At 72.4% G+C, this 19,674-nt stretch carries 17 protein-coding genes; 3 read left to right on the top strand and 14 right to left on the bottom strand.

Going from position 1 to position 19,674, the window contains the following annotated elements; all coding sequences use genetic code 11:
• Positions 1-41 precede the first annotated feature (41 nt).
• From ACSUPV_RS31480 to ACSUPV_RS31425, 12 genes are all read right to left on the bottom strand, one after another.
• Positions 42-2,033, bottom strand: coding sequence for a pectinesterase family protein (locus ACSUPV_RS31480; RefSeq protein ID WP_436949011.1), 1,992 nt, complete (start codon positions 2,031-2,033; stop codon positions 42-44).
• A gap of 30 nt (positions 2,034-2,063) precedes the next feature.
• Complete coding sequence (locus ACSUPV_RS31475) at positions 2,064-3,584, bottom strand: family 43 glycosylhydrolase (protein WP_436949010.1); 1,521 nt, start codon at positions 3,582-3,584, stop codon at positions 2,064-2,066.
• On the bottom strand, positions 3,581-4,426 hold the full coding sequence (locus ACSUPV_RS31470; RefSeq protein ID WP_436949009.1) for a PmoA family protein: 846 nt from the start codon (positions 4,424-4,426) through the stop codon (positions 3,581-3,583). The genes ACSUPV_RS31475 and ACSUPV_RS31470 overlap by 4 nt, the downstream gene beginning before the upstream one ends.
• Positions 4,423-5,610: a Gfo/Idh/MocA family protein gene (locus tag ACSUPV_RS31465; RefSeq protein ID WP_436949008.1), complete on the bottom strand. Its 1,188-nt coding sequence runs from the start codon at positions 5,608-5,610 to the stop codon at positions 4,423-4,425. The genes ACSUPV_RS31470 and ACSUPV_RS31465 overlap by 4 nt, the downstream gene beginning before the upstream one ends.
• Complete coding sequence (locus ACSUPV_RS31460) at positions 5,607-6,893, bottom strand: pectate lyase family protein (protein WP_436949007.1); 1,287 nt, start codon at positions 6,891-6,893, stop codon at positions 5,607-5,609. The genes ACSUPV_RS31465 and ACSUPV_RS31460 overlap by 4 nt, the downstream gene beginning before the upstream one ends.
• On the bottom strand, positions 6,890-7,786 hold the full coding sequence (locus tag ACSUPV_RS31455; RefSeq protein ID WP_031117324.1) for a carbohydrate ABC transporter permease: 897 nt from the start codon (positions 7,784-7,786) through the stop codon (positions 6,890-6,892). The genes ACSUPV_RS31460 and ACSUPV_RS31455 overlap by 4 nt, the downstream gene beginning before the upstream one ends.
• Positions 7,783-8,718, bottom strand: coding sequence for a carbohydrate ABC transporter permease (locus ACSUPV_RS31450; protein WP_031117325.1), 936 nt, complete (start codon positions 8,716-8,718; stop codon positions 7,783-7,785). The genes ACSUPV_RS31455 and ACSUPV_RS31450 overlap by 4 nt, the downstream gene beginning before the upstream one ends.
• A 157-nt stretch (positions 8,719-8,875) precedes the next feature.
• Positions 8,876-10,606 (bottom strand): L-arabinonate dehydratase, encoded by a 1,731-nt coding sequence (araD, locus tag ACSUPV_RS31445; protein WP_436949006.1) that lies wholly within the window; start codon positions 10,604-10,606, stop codon positions 8,876-8,878.
• Positions 10,603-11,514, bottom strand: a complete 912-nt coding sequence (locus ACSUPV_RS31440) for a dihydrodipicolinate synthase family protein (protein ID WP_436949005.1) — start codon at positions 11,512-11,514, stop codon at positions 10,603-10,605. The genes araD and ACSUPV_RS31440 overlap by 4 nt, the downstream gene beginning before the upstream one ends.
• Positions 11,511-12,170 carry a GntR family transcriptional regulator gene (locus ACSUPV_RS31435; protein ID WP_031117328.1) on the bottom strand — a complete coding sequence of 220 codons (660 nt, stop codon included), beginning with the start codon at positions 12,168-12,170 and terminating at the stop codon, positions 11,511-11,513. The genes ACSUPV_RS31440 and ACSUPV_RS31435 overlap by 4 nt, the downstream gene beginning before the upstream one ends.
• A gap of 254 nt (positions 12,171-12,424) precedes the next feature.
• Positions 12,425-13,357, bottom strand: coding sequence for a hypothetical protein (locus ACSUPV_RS31430; RefSeq protein WP_436949004.1), 933 nt, complete (start codon positions 13,355-13,357; stop codon positions 12,425-12,427).
• A gap of 115 nt (positions 13,358-13,472) precedes the next feature.
• Positions 13,473-14,081 carry a TIGR03086 family metal-binding protein gene (locus tag ACSUPV_RS31425; protein ID WP_031117330.1) on the bottom strand — a complete coding sequence of 203 codons (609 nt, stop codon included), beginning with the start codon at positions 14,079-14,081 and terminating at the stop codon, positions 13,473-13,475.
• Positions 14,082-14,212: 131 nt separating this feature from the next.
• On the opposite strand from ACSUPV_RS31425, the gene ACSUPV_RS31420 reads away from it, so the two are divergent.
• Entirely contained in the window at positions 14,213-15,451 is a 1,239-nt protein-coding gene (locus ACSUPV_RS31420) for an MFS transporter (protein WP_436949003.1), read from the top strand.
• Here the strand turns inward: ACSUPV_RS31420 and ACSUPV_RS31415 are convergent.
• Both ACSUPV_RS31415 and ACSUPV_RS31410 read right to left on the bottom strand, forming a co-directional pair.
• Positions 15,388-16,551, bottom strand: a complete 1,164-nt coding sequence (locus tag ACSUPV_RS31415; protein WP_037756987.1) for a hypothetical protein — start codon at positions 16,549-16,551, stop codon at positions 15,388-15,390. The two genes, ACSUPV_RS31420 and ACSUPV_RS31415, sit on opposite strands and share 64 nt — an antisense overlap.
• Positions 16,548-17,489 (bottom strand): 5-dehydro-4-deoxyglucarate dehydratase, encoded by a 942-nt coding sequence (locus ACSUPV_RS31410; protein ID WP_031117334.1) that lies wholly within the window; start codon positions 17,487-17,489, stop codon positions 16,548-16,550. The genes ACSUPV_RS31415 and ACSUPV_RS31410 overlap by 4 nt, the downstream gene beginning before the upstream one ends.
• A 222-nt stretch (positions 17,490-17,711) precedes the next feature.
• Between ACSUPV_RS31410 and ACSUPV_RS31405 the strand changes: the two genes are divergently transcribed.
• Together ACSUPV_RS31405 and ACSUPV_RS31400 are read left to right on the top strand one after the other, a co-directional pair.
• Positions 17,712-18,521 carry an NAD-dependent epimerase/dehydratase family protein gene (locus ACSUPV_RS31405; RefSeq protein ID WP_436949002.1) on the top strand — a complete coding sequence of 270 codons (810 nt, stop codon included), beginning with the start codon at positions 17,712-17,714 and terminating at the stop codon, positions 18,519-18,521.
• A gap of 312 nt (positions 18,522-18,833) precedes the next feature.
• A complete protein-coding gene (locus ACSUPV_RS31400) occupies positions 18,834-19,601 on the top strand; it encodes a DeoR/GlpR family DNA-binding transcription regulator (RefSeq protein ID WP_037757249.1) in 768 nt (255 codons plus the stop codon).
• Positions 19,602-19,674: the final 73 nt, after the last annotated feature.

The following is a 19,674-nucleotide window of genomic DNA, read 5'->3' as shown; positions in this document are numbered from 1 at the left end:
TCTCTTCTTCTGGATCCAGCGAACTGTGTGGGTGTGGGGGGTCAGTGGTGGGCGTGGGGCGCCCAGTCGTCCGTGCCCTTCAGGTAGGCGGCGACGGTGTGGGACCGCGCCTCCTGGTGGCTCAGCTGCGGACGGTCGGCGGTGACCGTCGCGCCCGCTCCGTGGTTGCGGTACTCGGCGAACCTCGCGTCCTTCCACGAGAACCCGCTCATGTCGGTCCACGGAGAGCTCTTGATCGCGGCGGGCAGTTCGGTGTCCCGGATCAGCACCTGGCCGATCGCGTCCGGTTCACCGCCCGGGTGCCAGGGCCTGCCGAGGTGGAACGTCCCGGCGGGGGCGTCACTGACGATCCTCGACCTGGTGATCAGGAACCCGTACGGGTTGCCCTTCCAGGTCGAAGCGGCGGTGATGTAGCCGTTGTTCGTGTCCGAGCCCCGGCTCAGCGCCCGGATCACCGACCGCTCGATCACGGTGGTGGCCCGTCCGTAGACGAAGTCGACGTCGCCCTCGATGTAGGAGTCGCGGACGTAGACCCGGCTGACGGTGGTCAGCTTGGGGCTGTCGGTCATCAGCGTGTCCTGGTTGCCGAGGAACGCCGTGTCGTCGAAGACGATCCGGTCGCCGGTCGTCTTCATGGCAAGCGCCTGCTCGCCCTTCAGCTCGTGCGCGGCCTCGTCGAAGTCGTTGCTGAAGGTGAGGTGGCGTGCCGTGATGTCGTTCGCGGCGATCCGGACGGTGGCGCTCCCCGTCGAGCCCCCGTACTCGGCGGGCGTGTCGAAGACGATGACGGTGTCGGAGCGGTGCCGTCCGGTGCCGCGCAGCTCGATGTGCGGCTTGCCCGCCGGGATGAGCACCTTCTCGCGGTAGGTGCCCGGCGCGACGGCGATCCGCACCGGCACGTCGTTGCCGTCGGGCGCGGCGTCCACGGCGGCCTGCACGGTCGGGTAGTCGCCCGGGACGTGGAGCGTGACCGGTCCGCCGATCCGCTTCTGCGGTCCGGAGAACCGCTTCACCAGCGCGGGCACGGCCGCGGCCGGGTCGAGCCGGTAGGCGTAGAACGCGCGCGGGTCGAACGCCGTGCCCCAGGCGTCGTGCCGGCCCGTCGTGTTCCTCAGGACCGACCCGCGCTGCACCAGCTCGGCGGTGGCGTCGGCCTGGTAGGGATGCTGGACGCCGTCGTAGTAGCTGTTCTCGACGACCATCTTCGTCCGGCCGCGCGCCCAGTTCCCGTACGTCCACACGGGGTCGCCGTCGGACAGCTGCGAGGACAGGTAGTTGTTGTAGAGGTGCGCGTAGGCGCAGTTGTCGGCGGACGGGTTGCGCTGCTTGGTGTTCCGGAACCAGTTGTGGTCGACGGTGATCTGGGTCTTGACGTTCGGGGTCCAGCCGATGCCGAAGGTCTTGTTGTTGTCGGTGAACTGGTTGGAGGAGACGGTGACGTACTCGCTGTCCTTGCGGATGTCGAGCTGGCCGTCGCAGATCCGCGAGAACCGTATGTGGTCGATCCACACGTGGTGGGCGGTGTCGAGGCGGATGCCGTCGTAGTCGGTGTCCTTGCAGTCCCAGTTGCCCTCGATGGCCGTGTCGCGGATGGTGAGGTTGCGGATGATGACGTTGTGCGTGCCGGCATCGAGGGTGAAGCCGCCGTGGACGATCTCGGCGGTGTCGCTCACGCCGATGATGGTCTTGTCCGAGGCGACGGGTATCTCCGTGCCGAAGGGGTCCATGTCCAGCGATCCCTTGACGCGGATGACGTACGGCTCCTCGGCCGCCGCGTACTTCGCCAGCGCGGCCTGGTCGGTGACGGTGACGACCTTGCCGCCCGCCCCGCCGGTGGTGCCGCCGGCGAGGGAGGCGAAGCCGTGGGGCCGGTCGGTCCAGCGGTCGGCGGCGGGCGCGGCCTGCGGTGCGGGCGCCGCCGCCTGCGCGTCACCGATCGCCCCGAGCCCCAGCGCGGCGACGAGGCCGAGCACGGTGGCCACGACCTTGCCGTGCCCCGGCCCCGGCAAGCGCTTGCTCCGGAAGTGCGTCATTGCGGCTCCCCACAGGCGTACGAGGGTGACTTATGCGGGCGTGACTCTGAACCGCGTGAAGGTCGCGGCTCCGGCGTGCCCGCCTCCGGCGGGCGCGAGGGCGAACAGGCCGAGCAGGGCGCCGACCCAGCGCCAGGGGGTGGCGGCGAAGACCGGGCCGGACGGCCGGAAGCCGTCGCCGGTGTCGGCCGAGAAGCGGCAGCGCGCTCCCGCGCCGATCTCGATCCGCAGCCGGGCCCGGCCGTCGGGGGCGAGCCGGGCGTGGTCGGCGTCCCGCTCCCGTTCGGCGACGCCCTCCGCGAACCGGTGCACGAGGTGCACGGCCCCGTCGGCGCCCCGCTGGAGCCCGATCCAGGAGAACGCGTCCCCGAGCACCGCGAGCCCCGCCCGTGCCCCGGGCTCGTCGCTGTCGAGCCGCAGCTCCACCTCGACCGCGCAGGGCTTGCCGGGCAGCCGCTGGGTGAGGACGTTCGGGAGTCTGCGCAGGTCGTGGGCGTCGGCCGAGCGGACGCAGGTCAGCCGGAGTCCGTCCCCGGAGTGCTGGGTGGCCCAGCCGTCGCCGGGGTTGGCCGTCCACTGCCACTGGCGGCCGAACCGTCCGCCGGGGAAGTCGTCGTCGGTGGCCGGCGCGGCGGGCGGCTGCGGCGGCAGGGCGGGGCGGCGGTGTTCGGTGACGGGGGCGCCGTCGTTCCCGAGCACGGGCCAGCCGTCCTGGCCCCAGCGCATCGGCTGGAGGAGGACGACCCGGCCGTAGGGGCCGCGCTGCTGGAAGTGCAGGAACCAGTCCTCGCCGGACGGGGTCCGCACCCAGCCGCCCTGGTGAGGGCCGTTGACGTCGGTGTCCTTCTGCTCCAGGACGATCCGCTCCTCGTACGGCCCGAAGAAGCCGCGCGAGCGGAAGGCGCCCTGCCAGCCGGTCTCCACTCCCCCGGCCGGGGCGAAGATCCAGAACCAGCCGTCGTGCCGGTAGAGCTTGGGTCCTTCGAGGGTGAACCAGCCGGGTATGCGGTCGGCGTCGACGATCACCTTGCCCTCGTCGAGGAGTTCGGTGCCGTCGGGGCGCATCCGGTGGCCGGTGAGCCGGTTCTTGACGCCGGAGCGGGACTTGGCCCAGGCGTGGACCAGGTAGGCCTCGCCGGTCTCCTCGTCCCACAGGGGGCAGGGGTCGATCAGGCCCTTGCCCGCCTTCAGCAGGTGCGGGCGGGTCCAGGGGCCCCTGATCCGGGGGGCGTTGACCTGGAAGATGCCCTGGTCGGGGTCGCCCCAGAAGATCCAGAAGCGTTCGTCGTGGTAGCGGAGGGACGGGGCCCAGACGCCGCAGTCGTGCCGGGGCGTGGCGAACGCCGCCGCCGGTTCGAGGCGTTCGAGGGCGTGGCCGACCAGGGTCCAGTGGACCAGGTCCCGGGAGTGCAGCAGGGGCAGGCCGGGGGCGCGGCCGAAGCTGGAGGCGGTCAGGTAGAAGTCGTCGCCGACGCGCACGACGTCCGGGTCGGACCAGTCGGCGTCGAGGACGGGGTTGGTGTAGGTGCCCGGGGACGTCTCGGCGGTCACGGGCTCACCGCCTTCCGTACGAGGGCCGCGGCGGCGTCCCGGCCGAGGCGGCCGTCGGCGACGACGGTGACGATCCGGCGGGCGACGGTCTCGCCCGGCGGGATCGGCAGCCGCTCGTCGTACGCCAGCGAGGAGCCGACGCCGGGGTACTCCTCGGTGCGCACGAACCACGGGTCGCGCCGGGTCTGTTCGGTGGCCCCGGCGAAGACCAGCGTCCAGCCCGCCCCGGCCAGGGCGAGCCAGTCGGCGCGCCCGCCGTGCGCCCCGGCCTCGCCCTCGGTGTCGGCCGTGAAGACCTCCGGCGCGGCGGCCTCCTTGCGGGCCCGCCAGAAGAAGCCGCCGTAGGCCGCGCCCGGGCGGCCGTTGGTCGCGGGGCTGCCGATCGACAGTGGTGCCTTCGTGACGTTGGTGAGGGAGAAGGTGAGGTCCAGCGCCCAGGCCTGGTCGGTGAGTTCGGTGGCCGCGACCGTGCGGCGCTCGCGCAGCAGCTCGCCGCCCGCGGCGACCCAGCGCAGCTCCTCCACGAAGCCGTCCGGGTCGCGCAGCTGGAAGGCGATGTGCCGCTGGGAGCCGTGGTTGTCCAGCTCGGTCGGGCCCTGGTCGCGGACGTAGGTGCGTCCGCCCCAGAAGTTGAACCCCTCGACGTCGGGAACGGCGACACCGACGCCGAGGTGGTGTGCGTGGTCGGCGGGGCTCAGTTCGGTGACCGCCGTGCCGGCCAGGGTGGTGACGGGGTGCAGATAGGGCCGTGGGGAGAGCCGGTCCGGCAGCTCGGGCCGGGTGACGTACCGGCCGACCGGTCGGCCCGCGACGCGCAGGACCGCGGTGTCGCTGCTGGTCATCGGGTGCTCACCTCTTTCGACAGGTGCTCCGCGTTCAGTGCCCAGGGGGCGCCGAGCTCGGAGTAGAGGGAGAGGGTGTCTGCGGCGGCCGCGACGAGCCCGTCGATGCCGGGCACCACCCGGCGGTTCTCGCCGGGGATCCGGTGCCAGCCGCCGTCCGGCAGCGGCGCCGGGTCGGGAGCGGTGCGGATGGCCTCCACGACCTTCATGAAGGCGCCGGTCCGGTCCGGCGGGACGAGCAGGTCGGCGCCGGTGGTGAGGTGGTCGACGAGGTTCTCCAGCAGGTCGGTGCGGCCGTGCTCGAACTCCTCCGGACCGTGCCCGGCGCGCTGGAGCAGCACGCGGTCCTGCTTGTACCAGAAGGTGATGCGGCCGCTGCTGCCGTGCACCAGCACGTACGGCTCGTCCGCCCGCTCGGCGCACAGGGTCGCGGCGACGGTGACCGGGTGGCCCTGCGCGGTGGTGATCCGCACGCAGGAGGTGTCGTCGGACTCGATGTCGTTGGCGCGCAGCAGTTCGGTCTCGATGTCGGTGACGTCCTCGGCGCGGGTGCTGCCGCCGAGGGCGAGCGCCGTGGCGACGGCGTGCGCGAGGGGGTTGGTCAGGGCCCCGTCGATCACGTCGACGCCGTTCATCCGCCGCTTGCCCGCCCAGGGGGCCCGCCGGAAGTAGTCCTCGTCCCGCACCCAGGCACCGGCTCCGCCGAGCCCGACGAGCTGCCCGATCGCGCCCTGGTCGACCAGTTCGCGGATGGCGGGCAGGGCGTGCGAGCCCAGTGACTGGAAGCCGATCTGGCAGACGACTCCGGCCGCGGCGACCCCGTCGGCCATCCGGCGGAACTCCGCGTACGAGGGCGCGGGCGGCTTTTCCAGGAGGAGGTGCACGCCCCGTTCGGCCGCGGTGAGCGCGAGGTCGGTGTGGGTCGGGATCGGCGTGCAGATCACCGCGATCCGGGCGCCGGTGGAGTCCAGCAGGGCACCGAAGTCGGCGGACTGCTCGGGGGTGCCGAGGTCGCCGAGTTCGTCCTCGGTCAGCGGTGTCAGCTCGCAGACCCCGACCAGCCGGACGAGGCCCTTCTTCTGGAGCCGGCGGATGTTCTCCACGTGCCAGCGGCCGTGACCGCGGGCACCGGCGAGGACGACGGGCACAGGTGTGTTCATGGCGTCGATCATGCGACCGGTCATGGGATCCTCCCCGCTCCCGCGCCGCGGGCCACCGCCCGGTCGGCCGTGGCGGCGCTGTCGATCGGGCCGTGCAGGACGGGCGTCCAGCCGACATCGGCCGTCAGGTCGCGCTCGCTGCCGGAGTTGTAGGCGTTGTAGATCATGAGCAGGTCAACCGGGAAGCCGTTGAAGAGCGTGCCGCTCTGCTGCAGGGCGCTGCCGTTCCAGCTCTTGACGAGGTCGGCGACCTCCACGTGGCCGGGCGCGTGGAATGCGTTGTTCTCGGCGTGGATCCTGGACTCGGTGGAGACGCCCAGGGAGTAGCGGTAGTCGTCGCCGGTGATGTCGTAGCGGTTGTTGTAGACGTGGACCTGGCCGAAGCGGACGCGCGGGGCGCGCTGGACGACCGACTCGAAGGCGTTGTGGTGCAGGGTGACGCGGAGTTTCCCGCGGTCGCCGGTGGCGGTGTCGCCGTTGCCGATGAGCATCGCCTTGTCGTGGTCGGCGAACCGGCTCCAGGAGACGGTCACGAGGTCGGAGCCGTTGGTGATGTCGAGCAGGCCGTCGTGGCGGAGGTAGTTGCGGGCGAAGTGGGTGGGTTCCTTCGCGTCGGGGTGGCCCCGGTCGGAGGCGGTGATGTGGTCGACCCACACATGGGTGGCGCCGGCCAGCCAGAGGTTGTCGTAGGCGGCCTTCCAGTCGCCGAGGCCGCCGGTGTTGGGCTGCCACACGGGGAAGCAGTCGTAGGCGTCGCGCAGTTCGAGGTTGCGGATGATCACGTTGTCCGCGTCGCGCACCTGGAGGCTCGCACCCTTCAGGACCGCCGAGTCGCCGAGGCCGACGATCGTGGTGTTGGAGCCGACGGGCAGCACGATCCGCTCGGCCTGCCGCGCGGCGGAGGCCTGGCGGGCCTCCTCCTGCGGCCCGCTGGGCTTGGCGGCGCCCCAGGTGCGCGGGTGGTAGGCGGCGAGGTACTTCTTCAGGCTGTAGCCGCCGGTGGCGTAGTCGGCGCAGTCCAGGCGGTCGCCGTCGTCGTCGGTGTTGGCGTCGATGGTCCCGGCGATCTGGATGATCTTCGGGGTGTCGCTGCCGCCGTCCAGGGCGCGGACGAGCCCGGCGCGGTCGGTCACCGTGTGGACGTGGTGGGCGTCGGCGGCCGCGCCTCCGGTGGTGCCCCGTCCTTCGGAGGCCCAGCCGTCGTTCGCGGGGAGGGTGTCGCGGCCGAGGTCGCGGGCCTCCGCGTGCGCGGGGACGCAGAGCACCCCCAGCAGGCCCGCCGTGACGGCCAGTCGTCCGGGTCTCATCCCTTCACCGCCCCCGCGCTGAAGCCGGTGATCAGCCACTTCTGAATGAAGGCGAAGACGACCACGACCGGCACGGCCGCGATGATGCCGCCCGCCGCCAGGGCGCCCAGGTCGACGCTGTCCGCGCTCATCAGGGTGTTCAGGCCGACCGGGATGGTCTGCTTGTCCTGGTTGTTGAGGAACATCAGGGCGAACAGGAAGTGGTTCCAGGAGTGGACGAAGGCGAAGGAGCCGACGGCGATCAGGCCGGGCCGCAGCAGCGGCAGCACCACGATCCGGAAGGCCGTCATGCGGTTGCAGCCGTCCACCCAGGCCGCCTCCTCCAGGGAGTACGGCACGTTCTTGATGAAGTTGCTGATCAGGATCATCGACAGCGGCAGCTGGAAGACCGTCTCGGCGAGGATGACACTGCCGAGGCTGTTGATCATCTGGAGTTCGGCGAAGATCTCGAACAGCGGGACCAGCAGCAGCGCGCCCGGTACGAACTGGGAGCAGAGCAGCGCGAGCATGAACGCCCGCTTGATCTTGAAGTCGAACCGGGCGAGGGCGTAGCCGCCGGCCAGGGCGACGAGGGTCGTCATGACCAGGGTGGCGATGCCGACGAGCACGCTGTTGGTGAAGTAGGTGCCGAAGCTCCGCTCCGTCCACACCTTCTCGAAGTGGTCGAAGGTCATGGGCCAGGGCACCAGCGACGTGGAGCCGGCCGGGCGCAGGGCGAACAGCAGGATCCAGTAGAAGGGGATGAGGGTGAAGACCAGGTAGATCCCCAGGGGCAGGTAGATCTGCCAGCGGGGTGCCTCGTCCCAGGCCCGGTTGCGCTTCGCCGGACGCGGCGGTGCGGGGGTGGCGCGCACGGGGGCGGGCGCCGTCTTGGTCGCTTCCTTGACGCTCACTTGCTCTCGCCTCCGAACTTGCTCAGCCGCAGGTAGACCATCGAGCAGAAGAGCAGGATCACGAACGCCACCGTGGTCAGGGCCGACGCGTAGCCGAAGTTGTGGGCGTCGACGGATGTGTTGGCGATGTAGAGCGGCAGGGTGGTCGTCTCGCCCGCGGGGCCGCCGCCGGTCAGGGTGTAGAGCAGGTCGACGTTGTTGAACTCCCACACCGCGCGCAGCAGCGTGGACAGGATGATGGCGTCCTTCAGGTGCGGCAGCGTGATGTGCCAGAACTGCTTGAGGCGGCTGGCCCCGTCGACCTCGGCGGCCTCGTAGAGGTCCTTGGACACGGACTGGAGGTCGGCGAGGATGAGGATCGCGAAGAACGGCACCCCGCGCCACAGGTCGGCCACGATCGCCGCCGGGAAGACGGTGGAGGTGTCCGAGAGCCAGCTCGTGCCGTAGGAGCCGATGCCGATGTCCGCGAGGTAGCGGGTGATGCCGGTCTGGGAGTTGTAGAGGAGCACCCAGATCGCGGAGGTGAGCACGCCGGAGACGGCCCAGGGGGAGAAGACCAGGGCGCGTCCCAGGCCCCGGCCCACGAAGGTCTGGTTGACGATGAGGGCCAGCGCGAGACCGAACAGCAGCTGGAGTCCGACCTCGACGAAGACCCACTTGGCGCTGAAGACCAGGGTGTCCCAGAAGACCGGGTCCTTGGTGAAGGCGTGGACGAAGTTGTCGAAGCCCGCGAATCCGTTCCGCCACGGCTTGGTGGGGTTGTAGTTCTGCAGGCTGTAGTAGAAGACGCTGATGACCGGGTAGGCGATGAAGCCCAGCATGAGCAGGGCGGCCGGCCCGATCAGCAGGTACGGGAGCCTGCGCGGGGTGGCGGAGGCACGGCGCCGCCGGGGTGGCGCGGGCGGTTTCGCCACGGCTGCGGCTTGGGCCATGACTGTTCTCCGTTCTCAGTACGTCGTGGTACGTCGTGCTCGGTGCGTGCGCGGGAAGCGCTTTCTTCCTGGGCAGGGTCGTGCCGGGTCGTGCTGAGGTGCGTGGGTGGTGCTGAGGTGCGTGGGTGGTGCTGAGGTGCGAGGGTGGTGCGGCCGTTCAGCTCGCGTACGGGTCGGCGACCCGGCCCGGACGGGCGAGGAACTCGAAGTCGCAGCCGGTGTCGGCCTGCGTGATCTGCTCGTTGTAGAGCGCGCCGTAGCCGCGCTCGTACCGGGCGGGCGGCGGCGTCCACTCCGCCCTCCGGCGCTCCAGCTCCTCGTCGTCCACGTTGAGCTGGAGGGTCCTGGCCTCGACGTCCAGGGTGATCGGGTCACCGGTGCGGACCAGGGCCAGCGGCCCACCGACGTACGACTCGGGCGCGATGTGCAGCGCGCACGCGCCGTAGCTGGTGCCGCTCATCCGGGCGTCGGAGATCCGGACCATGTCCCGTACGCCCTGCTTGAGCAGGCGGTCGGGGATCGGCAGCATGCCGTACTCGGGCATGCCGGGGCCGCCCTTGGGTCCGGCGTTGCGCAGCACGAGCACGCTGTCGGCGGTGATGTTCAGTTCGGGGTCGTTGATCGTGCGTTGCATGGTCTTGTAGTCGTCGAAGACGACCGCGGGACCGGTGTGCTTGAGCAGGTGCGGCTCGGCGGCGATGTGCTTGATGACGGCGCCGTCGGGGCAGAGGTTGCCGCGCAGCACGGCGACCCCGCCCTCGGCGGCGACCGGGTTCTCGCGGGTGCGGATGACGTCGTCGTCGTGGACGACGGCGCCGGCGAGCTGCTCTCCCAGGGTGCCGTTGACGGTGGGCCGGTCCAGGTGGAGCAGGTCGGTGATCCGCGAGAGGAAGGCGGGCAGGCCTCCGGCGAAGTGGAAGTCCTCCATGAGGTAGGTCTGTCCGCCGGGCCGGACGTTGGCGAGCACCGGCACGGTGCGGGCAATGCGGTCGAAGTCGTCGAGGGTGAGCCGGACGCCGGCGCGGCCCGCCATGGCGATCAGGTGGATGACGGCGTTGGTGGAGCCGCCGAGTCCGAGCACCGTGGTGACGGCGTCCTCGAAGGCCTCGCGGGTGAGGATCCGGGACGGCTTGAGCGCGGTCCAGGCGAGTTCCACGGCACGGCGCCCGGAGGCGGCGGCCATCCGCTCGTGCCCGGAGTCGACGGCCGGGATCGAGGAGGCGCCGGGCAGCGTCATACCGAGGGCTTCCGCCGCCGCGGTCATCGTCGACGCGGTCCCCATGGTCATGCAGTGACCGGGGGAACGCGCCAGCCCGCCCTGCAGCTCCCGCAGTTCGCAGTCGGTCAGGTTGCCCGCGCGGTGCTCGTCCCAGTACTTCCACATGTCGGTGCCGGACCCGAGGGTCTCGCCGCGCCAGTGGCCCGGCAGCATCGGCCCGGCGGGCACGAACAGCGCCGGTACGTCGGCGGAGGCGGCGCCCATGAGCAGCGCGGGCGTCGACTTGTCGCAGCCGCCGAGCAGCACCGCCGCGTCGACCGGATACGACCGCAGCAGCTCCTCTGTCTCCATGGAGAGGAGGTTGCGGTAGAGCATCGGGGTCGGCTTCTGGTACGTCTCGGAGAGCGTGGCGACGGGGAACTCCAGCGGGAAGCCGCCGGCCTGCCACACCCCCCGCTTGACCGCCTCGGCGCGCTCGCGCAGATGGACGTGGCAGGGGTTGATGTCGGACCAGGTGTTCAGGACGGCGATCACCGGGCGGCCCTGGTACTCCTCCGCCTCGTAACCGAGCTGGCGCATGCGGGCGTTGTGCGACCAGGTGCGCAGCTGGCCCTCGACGCCGTACCACTGGTGGCTCCTGAGGTCCTCGGGACGCAGTCTGCCGGTCATATCGACCACCCCGCGGCGATCGCGGCGACCTCGGCGCGCTCGTCCTCCCGGAGGGTCCGGCTCGGCGGGCGGACCTCGCGGCGGCACAGGCCGAGGGAGGCGAGGGCCTCCTTGACGACGGTGACGTTGTTGGCGGAGCCGTTGGCCGCGCGCAGTTCCTCGAAGCGGCGGATCTGCTCCCAGACCTTCATGGCGGCCGGGTAGTCGCCGGAGCGCAGCGCCTCGATCATGTTCAGGGAGACGGCCGGGGCGACGTTCACCAGCCCGGAGGTGAAGCCGGTGGCGCCCGCGGAGAAGTAGGAGGGGGCGTACGGCTCGGCGAGTCCGGCCACCCACACGAACCGCTCCAGGCCCGCGTCCCGGGCGAAGGCGGCGAACTTGGCGGCGTCCGGCACGGCGTACTTCACGCCGATGACGTTCGGGCAGGCGTCGGCGAGTTCGGCGAGGCGGGCGCCGGTGAGCTGCGGGTTGCGGATGTACGGCACGACGCCCAGCTCGGGCACGGCCTCGGCGACGGCGCGGTGGTAGTCGACCCAGCCGGCCTGGGAGACGTACGGGTGGACGGGCTGGTGGACCATCACCATCTGGGCGCCGAGCTCCCGGGCGTGCCGGGCGGAGGCGACGGCGGTCGGGATGTCGTGCCCGACGCCGACGAGGATCGCGGCGCGGTCCCCGGCCTCGTCGATGGTCAGCTCGGTGACCAGGCGGCGTTCCTCGGGCGTGAGGGCGTAGAACTCGCCGGTGTTGCCGTTCGGGGTGAGGGTGGTGATGCCACCGTCGAGCAGACGGCGCAGCAGGGCCCGGTAGGTGTCCGGCGCGACGGAGCCGTCCTCGGCGAAGGGGGTCACCGGGATCGCCACCACGTCGGCCAGGGCCGCCCGCTGGGTCTCGAACGCCACGCTGCTCATTCCTGACCTTCCTGTTCCAGTGCTGCCTGGGGGAAAGCGCGCTGCACGAACGACGCGATGTGGGAGTGGAGGGCGCGGGCCGCGCCGTCTGCGTCGCCGTCGAGGGCGAGCCGCAGGATCTCGTGGTGTTCGCCGGCCTCCCGCTCCCAGGAGGGCGAGGCGGCCCAGGCGACGGCGGAGACCAGGGCGGCCTGGTCGCGGACCTCGTCGAGCATCCGGCCGAGCAGCGGGTTGCCGCAGGGCAGGTACAGGGCGCGGTGGAACTCCCGGTTGGCGAGGGAGCGTTCGGCGGTGTCGGTGGCGGCGGCGGCCCGGGTCAGCGCGTCCCGGGCGGCGTCCAGGGAGGCGCCGCGCTGCACGGCCCGCTTCAGCGCCTCGGGCTCCAGCAGCAGCCGCACGTCGTAGACCTCGCGCGCCATGTCCGCGTCCACCATGCGCACCGTGACGCCCTTGTACTGGCTCATCACGACCAGCCCGGTCCCGGCGAGGGTCTTGAGCGCCTCGCGCACCGGGGTCTTGGACACCCCGAACTGCGCGGCGAGCTCCGTCTCGACCAGCGCCTGACCCGGCGTCAACTGCCCGGTGAGGATGCGGTGTTTGATCCCCTCCAGCACGTACTGCGTGCGGGAGGGGATCGGCGTGGGCACAGAGGTCATGCGCGCCTCTCGGATCTCGCGTCTCGGTGGATCGCGTATCGGATCTCGCGTATCGCGTCTCATATATGACGTACGAAGTACGACGCGATGACGGTAGGAGGGCGGCTGGGGTTCGTCAATGCTTTCGACAGAGGAAGTTGCCGTCGGGCCTCACCCGCGGGTGGGTTCCCGGACCAGTCGGCGGCTCCGTGCGGCCCGTCGGGCGGGTGTGCCGTCCACGTCGGACAGTTCGGCCAGGTAGTGCAGCAGGTCCGTCACGGCGTCGCGGTCCGGGCCGCTGTCGAGGAACGCCTCGGTGGCCTCCGCGGCCCTGTCCTCCTCGTCGAGGAGGAGCGCCCGGAACAGGCTGAAGAACCGGGTGGCGTCCTCGTCGCCGGACTCCGCCGGGCGGGCGAGGAGTTCCGTCCACCGGTCACGGCATGCCTCTCCACCGCGTCGGGTTCCGTCACGCCCCGGGTGGCGAGGAGATCCCTGGTCTCCGCTGCGGTGAACACGTCCAGCGGGACGTCGGCCGCGAGGGCCCGCAGCGGAGCCCACTCCCGTTCCGCGAGTTCGTCGCGTCCGGCCAGGACCACCATCACGTGGGCGGGCAGCGGCCCGAACGCGTCCTCCAGCAGGTCGCGCAGCCATCCGTCGAGGTAGCGGCCGGTCACCTCCCAGGTGTCGAGGAACAGGACGACCCACGGGTACCGGCCGCAGAGCCGGTAGAGCTCGGAGACGAACGCCCGGCTCACCTCGACCGCGTCGCTCGCGCGGGCCCGGCGGCCGCGCACCCGGGCACCGGAGCGGAGCCGGTCCAGTCCCTGGGCCGCGGCGTCGGGGCCGGCCATCGCGGCGACCGGGCCGGCGCCCGGTATGAGCGACACCGCTCCCAGGGCGGCCTGCGCCACGACCCTGCTGGACACCGAGGCCTCGCCCTCCGCCGGCACCGACTCGGCGGCGGTCTCCTGCTCCCGGCGGTACTGCTCGGCCGCCCGGTCGTACTCCTTGAGCGGCCCCGCCTGCCCGGCCAGTTGCCGCGCCAGGTCCGTCAGGGCCTGCTGGACGCCGTGGACGTCGCCCTCGTCCACCACCGCCGTCACCGCGCCCGCGCGCCGGGCGGTCTCCTGCCACTGGCGCAGCAGCGTGGACTTGCCCACGCCGCCCACCCCGCGCACGTGGAAGAGGCGACGCCCCGAACCCGCCATGCCCCACCCCGTTCCGACCACTGCGCGTGTGCCGTCGCCCGGGATCATTCTGCCGCGCGGACGGGGCGGGGACACGGCCGTCACCGCCCCTTCGGCCTGGGCGGTGACGCGTTCCCTACGGCTTGGGCGTCCACCCCGGGTCGCGCCCGCTCAGCCCCACCGCCCGGTCCAGCAGCGGCGCGTCCGGCCCCACGGGGACGACGGGGCCGAAGATGGCGTCGCGGCCGGGGTCGTCGACGGCCGCGGCGAGGAAGTCGTGGCAGGTCCGGAGCGCGGCCGGGTCGGGGTCGTAGGCCTGGCCCGTCGCACGGGCCAGGTCCCAGCCGTGGACGACCAGTTCGTCCACGGCGACCAGGCCCGCGACCTCGCCGGGCAGGTCGACGCCCCCGGCGCGGGTCATGCCGGTCCAGGCGGCCGGGTCGCGCCAGGCCTCGGCCAGTTCGGCGAGGACCTTGGGCAGTTCCTCGCGCCAGCCGGGGGCGAGGTCCGGAAGCGCGGAGTCCGGGCTGGTGTCGGTCGTGACGCCGAGGTCCTTGCGGCCGGCGTCACGGAAGGCGGCGGCGAGCCCCGCCAGGTGACCCAGCAGGTGGCGCACCTCGTACGCGGGGCAGGGCGTCGGGCCGGCCAGCTGCTCGTCGGTGACGCCGGCGGCGAGCCGCGCCAGGACCTCCGTCTGCGGTCCGAGGTCGAGGGGCTCTCCGGTCGTCCCGGTGGTGTCGGTCATGCGCTGCTCCTTCTGCGTGAGGTCTCGGGAGGTAGACCGACGCCGACCCCGGAACTCATCGCCCGCCCGGACTGCATCTAGGGCACCTGCCCGATCCCGGCCGCCGGTGCTTAGTCCCACGATGACCAGGCATGACGACCAAGACGACCTGGCCCCTGGGGCGCGTGCTGCGCGACCGCGACTCCGGGCTCTTCCTCTCCGCGGTGGTGGTCTCCGGCTTCGGCACCTCGGCCCTGTGGCTGACGTCCGGTGTGTGGGTGAAGGACCTCACCGGCTCGGACGGCCTGGCCGCGCTGTGCCTGCTCGCCCTGTGGCTGCCGACCCTGGCCGGACCGCTGCTGGGGACGCTCGCCGACCGGGTCCGCCGCAAGCCGCTGCTGATCGGCGTGAACCTGCTCCTGGGCGCCCTGCTGCTCACCCTCCTGAGCGTCGACTCGCCGGGCGATCTGTGGCTGCTCTACGCGGTGCTGTTCGTGTACGGGGCGGCGGGTGTCGTCCACGACGCGGCCGAGTCGGCCCTCGTCGCGAGCGCCGTCGACCCGTCCCTGCTCGGTGACTTCAACGGCCTGCGCATGACCGCCGGCGAGGGCATGAAGCTGCTGGCCCCTCTGGCGGGCGCGGGCCTGTACGCGGCGTACGGCGGAGCGAGCGTCGCGCTGCTGGACGCGGCGACGTTCGTACTGGCCACGGCGTTGTACGCCCTGCTGCGCGGCCGGGAGGAGAAGCCCGCGCCGCCCAGCGGCGGCCGTCGGCGGCGGACCGCCGAGGGCGCCCGTCACCTGTGGGCGCACCCCGTACTGCGGCCCCTGGTCCTGGCGGGCGGCGCCACCATGCTGTGCGCCGGCCTGAACGGGGCGATGGTGTACGCCGTCGTCGACGACCTCGGTCACTCCCCCGCGTACGCCGGTGTGCTGTACACCGTGCAGGGCGCCGGTTCGGTCGCCGTCGGCCTGCTCTCCGGCCCCGCCCTGCGCCGCCTGGGTGAGCGGCGCTTCGCGGCGTACGGCATCGCCCTGCTGGCGTGCGCGGTGGCCCTGCGGACGGTGCCGTACGACCCGTCAGCGCTGGTGTGCAGCGCGGCGATCGGGGCGGGGCTGCCGGCCGTGCTGATCGCCACGCTGACGTCGGTGCAGCGCGAGACGCCCGGCCCGCTGCTGGGCCGGGTCACCGCCACGGCCCACACCCTCGTGTACGCGCCGAACGTGGTGGGGCTGGCCGCCGGGGCGGCCCTGGTCGAGCTGGTGGATCACCGGCTGGTGCTGGTGGCCCTGGGCGTGGGCCTGCTGGTGACGGCGGCCTGGCTGTTTCAGAGCCCGGCGAGGGCGGAGCGCACCGTCTCCAGGTCGCCGTCGGACGCCAACCCGGCGTGATACAGCCGCAGTTCGGTGGCGCCGAGGCGCCGTGCCCGGGCGGCGTCGGCGGCGAGGGTGCCGGGGCTGCCGCCCATGCCGGAGACGACGGTGAAGTTGGCGGCGATGACGGCGCCCTCCCGGCCCTGCTCCGCGAACGGCGTCAGCGTGCCGGTGCCGCCCGCGCAGGGGACGACCACACCGTCCGCGACGGACAGGATGTGCGCCGGGTCCACGCCCGGGTTGGCGCCCACGTGGTACGACACCGGGTCCGCGTGCAGCAGCACCTGGAAGTCCTCGGGCGCGGCCGCCCGGACCGCCGCGACGGCCTCCTCCTGGAGCGTGCGGGCGGTTTCGTCGCGGTACGCGCGCGTGGTGTTCGCGAGCGTCTCCCCGAGGAGCTTCTCGACACCCGGCCAGCCCCCGTCGGACGGCGCCCCCTGCCAGACCGGCTCCAGCGCGGTCCGGACGGCGGCGGCCAGCCGGTCCGCGTCCAGGCCGTGCCGGCCGTAGCCCTCCCGGCAGGACCGGCAGAAGCAGAGCGCCATCAGGTACTGCCCGGCGTCCCCGAGGCCGACGCCGCCGGTCTTGTCGTGGGCGTGCAGATGCTGGAGCCCGTACCAGCCGAGGGACTCCAGCTCGGTGCCGCGCGCCCCGGGCCGGACGGCCGCCTCCGCCGCCAGGTCGGTCAGGTACGCGCGCGTGGCGGGCTGCGCGATGCAGGGTGCCCAGGGGTAGCGGTCGCCGTAGGCGTTGACCACCGAGGTGTCCGGATGTTCGGCGCCCATGCGGGAGTTGTGGGCGAGGACGACCCAGGTGTGCACCTCCAGGCCGGCGTCGGCGAGCGCGGCGGCGGCCTGGCCGAAGGCGTCGCCGGGGGCCCAGTCGCCGGCCGCGTAGGGGCGCAGTTCCCGCCCGTGCCAGCGGTCGCCCGCCGGGTAGAGCACGGCGGCGTGTTCGGCGGTGACGATGCGGTGGCGCGGGTGGCGGGGCGTGAGCGCGCGGGTGGAGTGGTAGGCCGCGGCGAGGGTCACCTGTGCCACGCCGAGCGCGGCGATCCGCGCGGGCGCCTCCGGGTCGCCGTTGACGTCCCAGGGGTAGACGAATGCCGACGCCTTCACTTGGCCTCCTCCAGCAGCGCGTAGCCGCGTTCGATCAGTTCGGCGAGCTGCTTGACATGATCCTCCGTCGGCTCGTGCAGCGGGGGCCGGACCTCCCCCACGTCCAGTCCGCGCAGCCGTACGCCGGCCTTGACCAGGGCGACGGCGTAGCCCCGGCCCCGGGCGCGGAGTTCGACGAACGGGCGGAAGAAGCCGTCCAGCAGCTTCCGCACGGTGGCGTCGTCGCCGCTCCTGAGGGCCTGGTGGAAGGCGAGGGCGAGTTCGGGCGCGAAGCAGAACACGGCGGACGAGTAGAGCGTGACGCCGAGGGCGCGGTAGGCGAGCTGGGTCTGCTCGGCCGTCGGCAGGCCGTTGAAGTAGAGGAAGTCGCCCGGGACCTCGGAGCGGACGGCGCTGATGACGCGCTGCATGAGGTCGAGGTCGCCGAGCCCGTCCTTCAGGCCGATGATGCCGTCGGTGCGGGCCAGTTCGACGACCGTCTCCGGGGTGAAGACGGCGTTGTCGCGCTGGTAGACGACGACCGGCAGGGCGGTCGCGGCGGCGACCTCCCGGTAGTGCCGCAGCAGCCCCTCCTGCCCGGCGACGACGAGGTACGGCGGCATGGCGAGCAGCCCGTCCGCCCCGGCCGCCTCCGCGAGCCGGGCGTAGCGCACGGCGAGGGCGGTGCCGTACCCGGCGCCCGCGACGACCGGCACCCGTCCCTCGGCTGCCTCGACGGCGACCCGTACGCAGGCCTCGAACTCCTCGGGCGTCAGCGCGTGGAACTCGCCGGTGCCGCAGCAGGCGAACACGGCGGCGGCTCCGGCCTCCACCCCGCGACGGACATGCGTGCGGTAGGCGTCGAGGTCCACGGAGCCGTCGGGTCCGTAGGCGGTGACCGGGAAGAACAGCGGCCCGCTGGGGACGTTGAGTCGAGCGGCGAGAGGGGCTGACGTCACGAGCTCTCCCGGTTCCATATTCATGATTGGCGTCTATATTTCTGAACACCTCCACGCTAGGGTGCAGCCTTGGTGCCGGTCAAGCGCGCGCACGCGCGTCGCACCAGCGGATTCACCCCCTCCGCGGCACACTTGACGGGTTCCGCCTCACCTCCCTAGCGTGTCCACGCATATGAATGCCGTGCGCCCATGTGCACGGTTGGCGATCAAGGAGACCCGAGGATGCCCGCTCCCCGCACCGTCCTGCTCACCGGCGCCGCCGGCGGCCTCGGCACCCTGATGCGGGACCTGCTCCCCCAGTACGGCTACGAGCTGCGCCTGTTCGACCTGCGCCCGGTCGAGGGCGCGCCCGACGCGATCACCGCCGACCTCGCCGACCGGGACGCCGTGCGCGAGGCGGTCCGGGGCGTCGACGCGATCATCCACCTCGCGGGCATCTCCCTGGAAGCCCCCTTCGAGAAGATCCTCAAGGCGAACATCGAGGGCACCTACCACCTGTACGAGGCCGCCCGCGAGGAGGGCGTCGGCCGGATCGTCTTCGCCTCCTCCAACCACGCCGTCGGCTACACCCCGCGCCCCCAGGGCGACGACCCCCTGATCCCGATCGACACCCCGCGCCGCCCGGACACCTTCTACGGCCTGTCCAAGTGCTTCGGCGAGGACCTGGCGCAGCTCTACTGGGACAAGCACGGTCTGGAGACGGTGTCGGTGCGGATCGGCTCCTGCTTCCCGGAGCCGACCAGCGTGCGCATGCTCTCGGTGTGGATGAGCCCCGCCGACGGCGCCCGGCTCTTCCACGCGGCCCTGACCGCCGAGCACGTCGGCCACACCGTCGTCTACGGCTCCTCCGCCAACACCCGCCTGTGGTGGGACCTCACCTCCGCCCGGGCGCTCGGCTACGAGCCGCAGGACGACTCCGAGCCCTGGGCCGAGAAGCTCATCGCCGAGCAGGGCGAGCTGGACCCGGAGAACGAGGCACACGCCTACCTCGGCGGCCACTTCCCGACGGACCCGCCGATCTGGCCGTACTGACCGAAAACACATCACCCACAAGAGCGGGCGGGCAGAGAACGGACCCGCCCGCTCGGGCATTCGGGCACGTCTCCGAAGCGGCAGGGCAGCGCCCTCAGGGGCGCGGGGAACTGCGCGACCAGCCACAACGCAGCCGCATACGGGCATGGCACCCCCGCCACCCCGTCCACATCCGCAAGACCGAACGGGCACACACGGGCAGGATCCCGCCCGCAACAGACCTGGCCACCGCGATGCACCCGCTGTAGAACTTCCCCCATGGCCCGACCGAGGGCCCGAACGGGCAGCACAGCAGGAAGGCGGGTGACGGCCATGAACAGAACCGCGGAAGAACGCCAGCGCGAGATCGTGCTGACCGCACGGCGTGACGGCTCGGTCGACGTCACCGCCCTCGCCGCCGACCTGGGCGTGGCCAAGGAGACCGTACGGCGCGACCTGCGCGTCCTGGAGGACCACGGCCTGCTCCGCCGCACCCACGGCGGCGCCTATCCCGTGGAGAGCGCCGGGTTCGAGACGACGCTCGCCTTCCGCGCCACCAGCCACGTCCCCGAGAAGCGCCGGATCGCGGCCGCGGCGGCCGAGCTGCTCGGGGACGCGGAGACCGTCTTCGTCGACGAGGGCTACACCCCGCAGCTCATCGCCGAGGCACTCCCCCGGGACCGGCCGCTGACCGTGGTCACCGCGTCCCTGCCGGTCGCGGGCGCCCTCGCCGGGACCGACACCGTCTCCGTCCTGCTGCTGGGCGGACGGGTCCGCTCCGGCACCCTCGCCACCGTCGACCACTGGACGACGAAGATGCTGTCCGGCTTCGTCGTCGACCTGGCGTTCATCGGCGCCAACGGCATCTCCCGCGAACACGGCCTCACCACGCCCGACCCGGCCGTCAGCGAGGTCAAGACCCAGGCGATCCGGGCCGCCCGCCGCACCGTGTTCGCGGGCGTGCACACCAAGTTCGGAGCGGTCAGCTTCTGCCGGTTCGCCGAGATCGGCACGCTGGAGACGATCGTGACGAGCACGCTGCTGCCGGCGGCCGAGGCCCACCGCTACTCCCTGCTCGGACCGCAGGTCATCCGCGTCTGACCCACCCCCCTCCGCACCCACCGGGCGCAGCCACACCCTCACGCTGCCCCATATCTCCCCAATCTCCCCATTC

Origin of the sequence: Streptomyces sp. SudanB52_2052 (assembly GCF_964272415.1) — a bacterium.
Taxonomy (GTDB): domain Bacteria; phylum Actinomycetota; class Actinomycetes; order Streptomycetales; family Streptomycetaceae; genus Streptomyces; species Streptomyces olindensis.
This window is presented reverse-complemented; position numbering and strand designations above follow the sequence as displayed.